Here is a 12072-nt window from a genome sequence, read left to right as displayed (position 1 = left end):
CCTGTCCCTTAGTTCAACAACTTTCATCGAAAGGGTTCGCCAAAGGCGACGTGCCAGTGTAGATGCTTTGAATCCTGGTACTTTCCAAGATTGGTTAAAACCCTGCATGCCCCGTGTTCATTCGTTACCTGAATCGCAACCCTTTTAACGACATTCAACAACTCAAGAAGGATGTCGGTGTCTGCATCCTCTAAAGTAATTAGTGATGGTATATGTCGCTTCGGAATTACGACTATATGTACTGGATAAAAAGGACGTGTATGGTGATATGCCAGTACATTTTGGGTTTCAAATACTTTTTCAACAGACGTTTTTCCGCTTAATACTTCATCGCAATAAAAATCTTCGGTCATGGTATACCTCCCGTCTATCTCTTGTTCAACATTCCTGCCCTTTGATATGAACGACACCGTCAAGCCCCGTGTCGTGATGGGGTTAAAAGCCCGGACCGAAGGCAAGGTTCGTCGACGGTTGGCACACTGATATCCGTGGGTTGGTTACCACATTTCGTACCTCCGTCATGGGGCTGCCTCGGACTAGTCACGTGCGTCAGGTTCTGAACCTTGCACAAAAGGGGGACGAGGTTTCCCCGTACCGGATTCCTGTGCCTTCAGTCCCGACCTTCAACCCTAACTACAATCGTTCTTTATTACAGTTCTATCCCACAAAAGTTACACTGCAGTCGATGTTTCCATCTGACGCTCTGCCTCGCATGCGATGGCCCATATAAATCCCAGCAATTCTCTAGCTACTGAAGTGACGGCTACATTGTGATGCTTACCTCTAGATACCATCTTCATATACTTTCGATGAAGTCTGTCTTGTGCTCGCCAAGCAATGTCCTGTACCTTGGGACTCTGCCCTTCTTGCCGTTTTCGAATCTTTTGGTGCTAGGTTGTAATAGTGGACACAACGAATCGGGAATGTAAGAATAAGGCGATTCGAGGTGAGCCACATGACACAGAAGTACGACAAGGAATTCAAACTTCATGCAGTGCAATTGGCTTTGGAGAGTGGGAAAACGACGAGCCAAGTAGCTCGGGAGCTAGGCGTATCACAAAAGACGTTGTATGGCTGGATGTCGAAATATAAGGAGGATCCGTCCGCCCCGTTTGTTGGGAGTGGGAACCTCAGGTCAGAAGCTCAGACAATTCGTGACTTAGAGCGAGAGCTACGTGATCTTCGAGAGGAGAATGCAATCCTAAAAAAAGCTATGTGCATCTTCACCAACGACCGGAAGTAAGGTATAAATTCATCCACAGACACCGCTCCAAATTTTCAGTTGAGAAGATGTGCAAAGTGTTGGGTGTATCTCGGAGCGGGTATTATGCCTGGCGTGAACGACCTGAGAGTAAGCGAGCCAAACGTCGGAAGCGAATAACGAAGCGGATTCATCAGATATTCGTGAAATCCCGTCGTCTTTATGGCAGTCCTAAAATCACGCAGATCCTGCGCCAGGAAGGCGAGCGTGTGGCGCAGAAGACCGTGGCCAAAATCATGCGAGAGAATCAACTGAGGAGCCGTACCGTTCGCAAGTACAAGGCGACCACGTATTCGAACCACGATTATCCGGTACAGGAGAATGTACTGAATCAAACGTTTGTAGCAGAGCGACCCAACCAGGTGTACATGGCAGACATCACCTACATCCCAACGGACGAAGGATGGGTCTACCTGGCTAGCCTAATGGACCTTTATAGCCGTAAGATTGTGGGCTGGCGTGCGGGAGCACGGATGACGAAAGAGCTGTGCATCAGGGCACTGGAGCAGGCATACGAACGCCAAGACCCAACAGAAACCGTGCTGCATCATTCGGATCGTGGGAGCCAATATGCCTCTCATGACTATCAGGACAAGCTGCGAGAATACAAGATGGTCGGTAGCATGAGTCGCAAAGGTAACTGTTTTGATAATGCGTGCATCGAGTCGTTTCACAGCATTATCAAGCGAGAGCTCGTCTATCTGGAAAAGTTCAAAACGAGGGAACAGGCAATCCGGCGGATCTTCGAATACATCGAGGTCTGGTATAACCGGGAACGAGTTCACTCATCAATCGGTTTTCTAACACCGGTTGAATTCGAAAGAAGATATTTCCACGCTATAAGAGCTGCAGCAAGCTGAACGATAACAGGCATCATATCAGAATATTAAAACTTATAATTTCTCTGTTTTGGGGTGTCCATTCTATTGACTTAATACCACTTTCCTTTAATGGCCGGTTTGTATCGGTAACACCATGCTGCCTCTCCTAGAACCCGTCTGAGATGTGAATTCCCAGACTTCGTGATTCTACCCTGCTTTCGAGATACACCACTCGAATACTCGGATGGTACCAGTCCGGCATATGCCATTAACTGCTTTGGATTATGGAAACGACGAAACTCCCCAACCTCAGCGACCAAAGAGGTTGCGATGACCTCTGCAACACCCTTCAGTGTTTGCAAAGCCTGAATCACTGGAGCTCTCTCGCTTTCCGTTGCCTCCAAATGTATAGCTGCCTCAAGACGTTTGAGACGTCCCTCAATTTCGTCTAAATGATGCAAATACTCCTGGTACACCACTTCTTCTCGACGATCCGTCCATTTTAGACCGTCCAACCACCGACGATGCATAGCTCCCCAAGCACTAAGCTTAGTTTCAGGACGCCGATTGTGTCTGAGTAGGAACTTGGATAGCCGATGCCTTGCCCGTGTACGGTCTTCCACCGCATCTTCCCGTGCCCGCACTAAATCCCGTAATGACTCGTTTTCCTCATTTGGAACAAAGACTGCAACCAACTCTCCAGCCCTGAACAATTGTGCCAATCTCAACGCATCTCGCTTGTCTGTCTTCACTCGATCTCCTTGGCGAACCGGAATGAGGGAAGGTGCGACAACGGTACACGGCATCTCCATTGCACGCAGTAGTCGATAGAGCCCGTAACCTGTTGGACCAGCTTCGTAACAAAACTCCAGTTCGACTTCATCTGAATCCAATCTATTTACCAGACTCCTTACAGCTTCCACCGTATGAGGGAACATTCCGATATATCTCGGTTCCCCTCGACCTTCGTCTGCTACCGCTACTGCGATATTATCCTTGGATACATCCAAACCTACAAACTTTGTGATAGTCTTCATAGTATCGGCTCCCTTCGTATGTGGCTCTGCACTGTTCTCTCAAGTTTCACTGTAAACCACGATGTGCGAAACGGAGCCGGTGTCGTTCATTATGACTAGCTGAAGAAAATTAAGCTTGATACATTGTGATAGCCATTCCTTTTTCTCCAACAATTTCCCATCCGATTTCGACAACGATATTGCGTTCGGGGAAAAGGTCTTTGACACGTTCAGTCCAAAAGTGCTGCACGACCTTACAGAACTCATCAAATATGGCGTCGTTGTCCACTGACTCATTTCGAGCCAACAAGAAAAATTCACCAAGAGAGCAGGTATTCACGAATTGCTCAATTTTCTTCTTATCGCCCGCAAATTGGTGTTCAAGTGATTCGTAATCGCCGTTATTGGACTAAGGGGCAGAATAGCGCAGTACGAACTATATTAGCGTTATTAGTTGGGCTGCAAGTGCTGGACGTAATGGAGGATGTCATGATGATCGAGGTTAGAACTATTGAGCAACACGATTATGAAAGAGCGCACGCCTTTCAGAGTGAGTATTTGGATAGGGAAAAATTTCCTGAATTTGTACAAAGAGTCGCAGCAAATCCAGATTTGTACTTTGTTGCAGTCAACGGTGATGAACTGATCGGCATATGTTATGGACATCCATCCAAAAAAGATGAATCGGTGATTACTTTGCAAGGGATCGCAGTGGATTTAAACGAAACAAAAGGATATGCCAGAGTCGGGATTGGATCAAGAATGATACGTGTCTTTGAAAGCGCAGTTAAAACAAGAGGTTATAGGAAAATCGCTGTAGGTTCAGCGGACGATCCGACAGTTGAGAAGTTTTATTTGAAAAACGGATTCAAACCCACTGAACTCGTTGCCAAAGGTTTGCATTATGAGGAATACGAAAGGATCTCTATCGACGATTACGAAGTTGGGAATGTAAGAAGAGAAGAATTGTGGCGTAAATACGCTCCTAAGGAAGTTATCTTTATCTTTGAAAAATCTATAGGGTGAAACTGAGAGAAACCAGCAAAACCTAAAGAGGCTGTTTGAATCAACACTAGAGCACAATTCCACAGATTTAATCAGTGATCTCGCATATTATAAAAGTCCAATGTTCATCGTTGTTGTGTTTTAATAATTTAGCTGCTATACAGTAATTACCACAATGGAATTTAACAGCTTCATGAAAACAGCCAACGCACGGCACACATTGTACTGCGCGTTGGCTGTTTTGTTATGTCAGATGCCACGTACTCAACGGTAAGACGGTTCATCACGATCCGAGAAGTAACTCTCGAATACCAGGATAGTGCATCCAAATATTGCGCATCGGAGCCTGCCATTGACTGCGATCGAAGTCGGTATGCGTCAAGCGAAAGTAGATTGCATAACGTACATTGGGCGAAATATTCGGAGCCGTCCCGTGCGCAAGCTGATAATGTGCGAATACAACATCGCCTGGCTCTACCGTGATTTGCACTGGATCCGGCATGTCGACCTTTGGCATTCCTTCGAGCAGCGCCTCGGCACCATGTTCTCGAAAGTATTCCTCGAACGTATGGTGTGTCCCCGGCCAGACTGTTAAATTTCCGGCGTTTTCTAGTCGGACAGAATTCAAGTAGACTCCGACGAGCATCGTGAAGTTTTGAATTGTACCTTGAGGAACTCCATTTGTCGGAGTGTACATGCCGTCTAGATGACTACCCGGTTTGTGTGGAGGGTCTTGCAGGCCTGGAAACCTCAAAGCGATTTGTCCGCCGCTAACGGCCGGAACATGACCTTGACCAAGCAGACTCTCAGAAAGTTCCCAAGCCGCTGTTTTGTTGAATAGGTCAGTGATAACTGGTTCGTGAACCAGCTCTTTGCAATAGGACTGGGCACGCATAATAACCATGTCTTCCGCGCTTAGACCTTCACCTATAGAATGGTTAATAGCCTTCAAGGCTGAATCCACCATAATTTGCGGGACGACGCCTGGAATTTTGATAAACCCATTCTCGTAAAACGCTTTCTTTTGAGCATACGTCAGGTTCATATTTACTTCCTCCCAAGTTCATTTTCACGTGGCACAGCTCGGGCTTATTTAAATAGAAGAAGTATTTACTCATGTAGATTATTCCGGTTCCATCATTTAATTCCTATTATTAATTATCTCAATTGGCGTAGTGACAGGCGGCTAAGTGGTCTGCCGACACCTGCCGCAACAGCGGCTTCTCGCTCTTGCACTGATCCGTGGCCAGCGCACACCGCGGATGATACGGACACCCAGACGGCGGCGAAAACGGTGACGGCATCTCACCTGGCAGCGCAACCAGGGGGCGTTTGTCTGCACTCGTCTCAGGCACTTTGAGAATGGAGTTTATCAATGCTCGCGTGTACGGATGCTTCGGCGCTTCGAACAACTTCTGCGCCTCGGCCTGCTCGACCACCTCGCCGAGATACAGCACCATCACCGTGTCACTGAGGAATTGCACAACCCCAAGATTGTGGGAGATAAAGATGTAGGCCATGTTCAATTCCCGTTGCAGGTCCTGCAACAACTGGATGATCTGTATCTGAACGGAGACGTCGAGTGCGGAAATCGGCTCGTCGCAGACTACTAGCTTTGGCCGCAACGCCAGTGCGCGGGCGATACCCACCCGCTGCTGCTGTCCACCCGACAGTTCGAACGGATAGGCCTGGCCAGCTGACAACGGCAATCCGACCCGCTCAAGCACTTCGTCGACGCTCTTGCGGCGCTCCGTCGCCGACCCGCCTATCTTCTGGATGATCATCGCGTCCTCTATCGCATCCGCAACTGTCATCCGGGAGCTCAGAGAAGCCAGTGGGTTCTGAAAAATAATCTGCATATCCCGCCGCTGTACCCGCATCTCTTTTGCTGACAGCTTCGCAAGATCCTGTCCCTGAAACACCACACGGCCTTCGTTCGTCTCCAGCAACCGCAATACCATGCGGCCCAGCGTTGATTTGCCCGAGCCGCTCTCTCCAACCAATCCCAGCGTCTGACCAGCCCGAAGCTCAAATGATACGCGCTCGACCGCATGCAGTGTACGACCGCGCACCTTAAATCGCTTCGATACCCCTTCGACCTGCAACAACGGCTCATCCGACATCTGCCATCACCTCCTCAGCTCGGTGACACGCAACATAGTGGTTCGCTCCTACGTGACGCAGTTCAGGAAGTTCCTGTCTGCAACGATCCTGCGCAAACCTGCAGCGAGCCGCGTAGGGACAACTCTGCGGTACCTCGTTCAACGTATCAGCCATTCCCGGAATCGGGCGAAGTTCCTTATCCCGGTGCCCAACCTCGATGATCGACGCCTTCAGACCGATAGTGTAAGGATGGGCGGGCCGTTTGAGAAATTCGTCCAGCGACGCGCTTTCCATCACTTTGCCTGCGTACATAACAATAATCCTATCGCAGAAATTCGTCGCCACGCCGAAATCGTGCGTAATCATGACGATGCTCATCCGCCGCTTATCCCGCAGTTTCTGCAAGAGCGACAGGATCTGCATCTGCACAGTCACATCCAGTGCTGTCGTCGGCTCGTCAGCAATAAGCAATTGCGGCTCACATGCAATTGCCATGGCGATCATCACCCGTTGCCGCATGCCACCCGAAAACTCATGCGGATAGTTGCGAAAGCGCGTCTTCGGCTCCGGAATCCCCACTTCCTCTAGCAGATCCAGCGTGCGCGCAAACGCACCCTTTCGGTTGGTGTATTGATGGGTGAGCATGGCTTCCATGATTTGATCGCCAATCCGCATCGTCGGGTTCAGACTGCTCATAGGGTCCTGAAATACCACGCCAATATCCCGACCACGGATATCTTCCAATTGCCTGCGCCGCAGTTTCAAAAGGTTCGTACCCATAAACTTGGCTGTCCCGGACATTACCCGGCCAGTACCGCGCAAGAGGCCAAGCACGGACAACAGCGAAACCGACTTTCCTGATCCACTTTCACCGACGATGCCCAGCGTCTCACCGGGTGCGACCGAAAAGCTGACACCGTTGACCGCGTATACGGTGTCGTCGGTCCGTTCGAATTGCGTGTACAGGTTCTCTACTGTCAATAGGTCCTCAGCCATTAATATCCTCCTTTCGGGTTGAGTGCTTCCTGCAACCCGTCAGCCACGAATAGGAACGACAGCAGTGTGATGGCGAACACTCCGGCTGGAAAGTACAGAAGCCACGGGTATCCCAGTACGTTGCTTCCCGCTTGCGCGATCATATTTCCAAAACTCGGAAGCGGCGGAAGCAACCCCATGCCGACCACGCTCAAGCCAGCCATGACTGTCAGGTCCCCAGGAATCCCGAACGCGAGCGCCACGAGCATGCTGCTGACGACATTCGGCAACAGATAGCGACGGGCAATGTGTGCTCGCGTCGCGCCAAGCGCCCTTGCCGCCTCTACCATCTCCCCGTTTCTCATACCGAGAACGAGACTGCGAATCAGACGAGCATATCCGGCCCAGCCCGTGACGCCGATGGCCATCAGGATGGGCAACATACCGCGCCCGAATTTAACAACCAAAATCAAGTTGAGAAAGTAGGCGGGAAACGCGAACATAAAATCGACCAACCGCATGATGATCATGTCGGCGACACCACCCTGCAGGCCAGCCCACAGCCCAAGCGCTGTCCCGATAATGAAGCTGACCAGCGTGGCGCCAAACGCAATCTCCAGCGCATTTTGCACGCTCCACAAGATTTGACTTAACATGTCATGGCCGAGCCCGTCCGTACCAAACGGGAATTTTGCAGACGGAGGGTGATTTGCGTAGAGAAAATTCGTTTGAGCATAGTTTTGCGGCGCAATCCAGGGACCGATGATCCCGATGATAATAAACAGGATGACCCATACCAGTCCTGCGACTGCCAGCCAGTTACGTCTGTATCGGCGCCATGCTAGGGAGAGCTGTGAGCGGCGCCTCGTGGCCTGCACGGAGGCATTTGCCGTCGTCATGAAAACAGCCAACTGTGTAACCACCTTTCTCCACGATGTCGATTGTCTCTTTAGAGTAGTGAGCCGTGTTTTCTATTCGAGTTGAACGCGCGGATCGAGCAACCCATAAAGAAGGTCCACTATCAAATTCATCCCCATAACCATCAGGCAAAGAATGAACACAGACGTAATAGACAAGGGCACATCCTTCGACGAAAAAGCAGTGGAGAGCAAGTTGCCCACGCCGGGAATCGAAAAGATCTGCTCAACCCACACCGTGCTGACGACCGTGAAGGCAAATGCCGGGCCGATCACGGTGATAAGTGCCGTCAGCGAGTTACGCATCGCGTGACGAAAGACGATGGGCCAGTACCGCACCCCTTTGGCCTGCGCCGTACGGATGTACTCCTGTCGCAAGCCTTCGATAAGGCTTCCGCGCGTGTAGCGCGTGACGACGCCGATATTGGCGGCCGAAAGAGCAATGATTGGCAACACCGCTTCTCCGATCGTTCCCCACCCGTTCACCGGCAAGACGCCTGGCAACCAGACACCAAACAGCAACACCAGCAAGACGGCGAGCACAAACGACGGAATAGCCTGACCGGCCACCGACAGCGTGGTCAAGGTAGAGTCGATCCACGTGTTGCGTTTCAAAGCTGCCAGCACGCCCAGCGGGATGCCGACAATGATGGAAAGAACGACGGAACCAACAGCTAACACAGCGCTAATCGGCAACGCTGTCGCCAACTGACTGGAGATTGTCACCGAAGGGTTTTCGAACGAGTTCCCGAAATTAAAGGTGAGCGAGTGCCAGACGTATTTCACCACCTGCTCCCATACCGGCTGGTCTAGCCCATAGCGGCTTTCAAATTGGTTAATATATTGATGATAGAGTGCTGGATCCTGAAGTTGCAGCTGACCCATCCCCGCGCCGATGTTGGCGGAATTAAAAAAACTTCCCGGAGAGTAGTACATCAAGAGATAAGCAACGGTGAGCACGAGCGAGATGGTGATAATAAGGGCAATGATGCGTTTGACCAGAAATCTCATCAGGCCCATATTCCGGATCCCCCTTCTTTAGAATGAACGGTCGCGGGGCCCACGCACCGTGAATTCGACGGCCCTGAACCAGAACATGGTTAGTTGGTATGCAGATACTGCATTTGGAAGAGGTTTCCCCATGACCATGGGTTCGCCTCAATGCCAGTGAGGCCCGGTTTCTCCAAATAGAAGGTTTTAAAGTAGTACAACGGGATTCCATACCCTTGCTGCAGCATGAAGTTGTCGATGTTCGCCGTCAGGTCATCCTCGGCCTTCTGGGAGATCGCTCCGTTCAGTTCGGCATTCCACATCGTGGCTAAGTAAACGTCATGCGGCATATGTTCGTCGTCCCAGACCTGGCCGTTGAGTCCTATGTTCGCTCCGCCGTTGCCCGCGCTGTAATCGCCGACGAATTTCCATGCATTCACCCACGCCGTATGTTTGTCGGCCGGGGTCTTTGCCTGTTTCCAGGCGTTCATCAGGTTCGTCCATTGCTGCGCGTTCGTAGCTTGCCCGGAGGCAACCAGCACTTTTTGGTATGCCGCTGGCTGCTTAGCGGTCCACGCATCCAGATATTTAATATCCGCCTCCGCAGCTTTTTGCAGGGGTAGCCAATCCGACCATTTGACACCCATATTCGGGTTGTCCGGGTTTCCGAACTCCTTTACATCGTCGGGATCGTACGTGGGATAGTAGTAGTTTGAAGCATGAACGCGGTAGTCGAGCGGTCCAACTGTTCCAGCAAACAGCACCTCTTGGTTGGCGCCTATCGGCAAACTGTTGGCGTCGCTGAAATTCGGGGTTCCGCCGCCGACCACGTACCCTGGATGAATGCCTTGATTCAAGCCGCCCCATACGATGTTTCCGTACATCGTAGAGGCCTCGGGCACAATTTTAAAATTGATGTCCAGATTCTGCTTGAGCTCCTCTGCGAGAGCTTCCGCGATGGGCACACTGTTCGGATTGTCCGACGTCGTTTGGGTGTACAGGTAAAGCGTCGGCATTCCCTTGCCGCCTGGATAGCCTGCTTGAGCGAGAAGCTGCTGCGCCTTCTGAACATCGTACGGCAACGGCTTTTGCAGCGAATACGTCGGCCAACCCGGGAAACCAAAAACGTTCGTTATTCCGCCCATCCCACTGAGTACATTATTGACGATAGGCGCACGGTCAATCGCCATGGCAATTGCCTGCCGCACCTGCAGTTTCTCAAGCGGGGAGGCTTCCGTCGATTTATCCCATTCCAAGTACTCTACCTGGTTATCAGATTGCGAATGAAGTTGCGCCTTGAGCTGAGGATGGGTCACTACGTACCTGTAGTCGGACGGGGTAGGGATGACGGCTGCGTCCAGCCTGTCGGCCATAAAATCCTCAACAGGTACAGTGGGTCCCGGGATGACGTTAATCATCTGGACGTTTCCAACGTTCACCTCACCAGGAGCGCCCACGTAATTGGGGTTGCGAACTAGCGTAATCTTGCCATTCGGCATGAAAGATTTGATGATATACGGTCCGTCGCCAACAAAATTCTGCGGTAGGTACCAATCGTTCGGATGCGCTTTTATGGACGGTGCATATAGTGGCATTGAGCCTGAAATCACCATAGCACCCAGGATGTTGTGCGGCACACTTAATGTGAGTTGAATCTCGTACGGGTTAATGACCTTGAGGCCCACCTGACTGGCTGGTACACTGCCTGCATGGTACTGCACGACGTTTTTGACATAAGTCATCACGCTGGCCCACACCGCGCCGGTCGTGTTGTCAGGCGAGGCCACACGCATCCACGCGTAATAGAAGTCGTTTGCCGTAACAGGCTTGCCGTTTGACCACTTAGCGTTATGGCGCAGATAGAACGTCCATACCAGACCGTCCTTGGAAACCGTATAGTGCGTTGCGATTTTAGGCACAATCTTGCCGGTTGGGCTGTACCCGTAAAGACCTTCCATAACCGTTCCTTGATCAATCAAGATCTGCGCTCCCCATTGCGACGGATCGAGCGTGGAGATGGTTGGAGTGGTAGGCAACGGAATGGTAACGGCGGTTGGCGACGCTGTCTTGTTGTCATGACTTGCTGAGGTTTGTGAGCAGCCGGTCAGTGCGGTTGCACTGAACACAGTTGCGGCCGCAAGCGCCGAAATTTTGGCTTTTCGCATCTTCACTTGACCTCCCTGAAAGTCGGTTTCAGTCACACCACCGTTTTTGACCTTCATCGGTTCGTACGCTTGGGAACACACCCAGATTCGACATTTTGTCGGTTCCGGCCAACCACCTGTTGATCCGCTTTTCTAATCATTTCACCGACGTTTTGTTACATGTAAGCTATCCATCACCCCCTTTCCCCGGTCAAGGTGCCGATCCTAAGAACCAGAGAAACCGCTTTCACGTCTTGCGAAAAGTTATGTCCATCTGCAATAACTTATACTTGTTCATAACTTGTTCTTCTTAAACCCACAGTCAGAACAATCACCAAGTAGTCTGGAATTAACAAGATAATAATATATAACAGAATTTTATGAAAGATATATTTATACGGTTCTGGTGCAAAGATTACTAGAAAAAGAGAGCAATCCATCTCTCATATTTTGGTTATGCAGATAGGGCAAACAGGCGGTCCATAAACGCCCCGATGGAAACGGGTGAATACAGTATCTCAGCCTGTCCTTTCCTCAGTATGTGCATGGCCTCAATTCCCTTAAGTGTTCTGTCAGCAGTTTGAAACGATTTGAATTCAAGCATCGGGTTCGTGATCTTCTTGATGAATCGATGGTCTTGTTCAACAAAGTTACGAAATTGCTTATGTGATTATTGAAGATGATGAAGGAACACCGCAATCAGTTGTCCTTTATATGGCCGGAACACGAGAAAACTTCTGGGATGAAATTAAAAAGTACATACACTAAAGCACCGATACAGTCATCCTAAACAGAGACACCATTGAATCATCTTTTTCGATTCGATGGTGTCTCTGTTTA

The 12072-nt window shown here is 50.3% G+C and carries 10 protein-coding genes and 1 pseudogene; 2 read left to right on the top strand and 9 right to left on the bottom strand.

Annotation, left to right across the window (positions count from 1 at the left end):
• Positions 1 to 23 precede the first annotated feature (23 nt).
• Positions 24 to 353 (bottom strand): HIT family protein, encoded by a 330-nt coding sequence (locus NZD89_RS12380; RefSeq protein WP_268008001.1) that lies wholly within the window; start codon positions 351 to 353, stop codon positions 24 to 26.
• 602 nt (positions 354 to 955) lie between these two features.
• Between NZD89_RS12380 and NZD89_RS12375 the strand changes: the two genes are divergently transcribed.
• A protein-coding gene (locus NZD89_RS12375) for an IS3 family transposase (protein ID WP_268004145.1) occupies positions 956 to 2121 on the top strand; the annotation gives its coding sequence in 2 pieces (ribosomal slippage) (positions 956 to 1217 and positions 1217 to 2121; 1167 coding nt in all).
• Between the two features lie 71 nt (positions 2122 to 2192).
• Here the strand turns inward: NZD89_RS12375 and NZD89_RS12370 are convergent.
• Positions 2193 to 3119: an IS110 family RNA-guided transposase gene (locus NZD89_RS12370; RefSeq protein ID WP_268008000.1), complete on the bottom strand. Its 927-nt coding sequence runs from the start codon at positions 3117 to 3119 to the stop codon at positions 2193 to 2195.
• Between the two features lie 468 nt (positions 3120 to 3587).
• On the opposite strand from NZD89_RS12370, the gene NZD89_RS12365 reads away from it, so the two are divergent.
• On the top strand, positions 3588 to 4124 hold the full coding sequence (locus tag NZD89_RS12365; protein WP_268007999.1) for a GNAT family N-acetyltransferase: 537 nt from the start codon (positions 3588 to 3590) through the stop codon (positions 4122 to 4124).
• A 262-nt stretch (positions 4125 to 4386) separates the two neighbouring features.
• Here NZD89_RS12365 and NZD89_RS12360 read toward each other — a convergent pair whose 3' ends face one another.
• The 7 genes and pseudogenes from NZD89_RS12360 to NZD89_RS12330 form a co-directional block, all read right to left on the bottom strand.
• Entirely contained in the window at positions 4387 to 5148 is a 762-nt protein-coding gene (locus NZD89_RS12360) for a phytanoyl-CoA dioxygenase family protein (protein WP_268007998.1), read from the bottom strand.
• Between the two features lie 118 nt (positions 5149 to 5266).
• Positions 5267 to 6226: an ABC transporter ATP-binding protein gene (locus tag NZD89_RS12355; protein ID WP_268007997.1), complete on the bottom strand. Its 960-nt coding sequence runs from the start codon at positions 6224 to 6226 to the stop codon at positions 5267 to 5269.
• Positions 6216 to 7202, bottom strand: a complete 987-nt coding sequence (locus tag NZD89_RS12350; protein ID WP_268007996.1) for an ABC transporter ATP-binding protein — start codon at positions 7200 to 7202, stop codon at positions 6216 to 6218. Before NZD89_RS12350 ends, NZD89_RS12355 begins: the two co-directional genes overlap by 11 nt.
• Entirely contained in the window at positions 7202 to 8092 is an 891-nt protein-coding gene (locus tag NZD89_RS12345) for an ABC transporter permease (RefSeq protein ID WP_268007995.1), read from the bottom strand. Before NZD89_RS12345 ends, NZD89_RS12350 begins: the two co-directional genes overlap by 1 nt.
• A gap of 60 nt (positions 8093 to 8152) precedes the next feature.
• A complete protein-coding gene (locus NZD89_RS12340; protein ID WP_268007994.1) occupies positions 8153 to 9118 on the bottom strand; it encodes an ABC transporter permease in 966 nt (321 codons plus the stop codon).
• 80 nt (positions 9119 to 9198) lie between these two features.
• Positions 9199 to 11253 (bottom strand): peptide ABC transporter substrate-binding protein, encoded by a 2055-nt coding sequence (locus NZD89_RS12335; protein WP_268007993.1) that lies wholly within the window; start codon positions 11251 to 11253, stop codon positions 9199 to 9201.
• A gap of 433 nt (positions 11254 to 11686) precedes the next feature.
• Positions 11687 to 11884 (bottom strand): annotated as a pseudogene (locus NZD89_RS12330) (DDE-type integrase/transposase/recombinase); the annotation flags it as partial.
• Positions 11885 to 12072: the final 188 nt, after the last annotated feature.

Source organism: Alicyclobacillus fastidiosus (assembly GCF_026651875.1).
GTDB classification, from domain to species: domain Bacteria; phylum Bacillota; class Bacilli; order Alicyclobacillales; family Alicyclobacillaceae; genus Alicyclobacillus; species Alicyclobacillus fastidiosus.
The sequence above is the reverse complement of the archived record's forward strand: the minus strand, read 5'-3'. Positions and strand labels throughout refer to the sequence as shown.

Coding starts and splice junctions, on each gene's coding strand:
- NZD89_RS12370 (WP_268008000.1), bottom strand. CDS start 3,119: ATGAAGACTATCACAAAGTTTGTAGGTTTGGATGTATCCAAGGATAAT.
- NZD89_RS12335 (WP_268007993.1), bottom strand. CDS start 11,253: ATGCGAAAAGCCAAAATTTCGGCGCTTGCGGCCGCAACTGTGTTCAGT.
- NZD89_RS12350 (WP_268007996.1), bottom strand. CDS start 7,202: ATGGCTGAGGACCTATTGACAGTAGAGAACCTGTACACGCAATTCGAA.
- NZD89_RS12365 (WP_268007999.1), top strand. CDS start 3,588: ATGATGATCGAGGTTAGAACTATTGAGCAACACGATTATGAAAGAGCG.
- NZD89_RS12380 (WP_268008001.1), bottom strand. CDS start 353: ATGACCGAAGATTTTTATTGCGATGAAGTATTAAGCGGAAAAACGTCT.
- NZD89_RS12340 (WP_268007994.1), bottom strand. CDS start 9,118: ATGGGCCTGATGAGATTTCTGGTCAAACGCATCATTGCCCTTATTATC.
- NZD89_RS12355 (WP_268007997.1), bottom strand. CDS start 6,226: ATGTCGGATGAGCCGTTGTTGCAGGTCGAAGGGGTATCGAAGCGATTT.
- NZD89_RS12360 (WP_268007998.1), bottom strand. CDS start 5,148: ATGAACCTGACGTATGCTCAAAAGAAAGCGTTTTACGAGAATGGGTTT.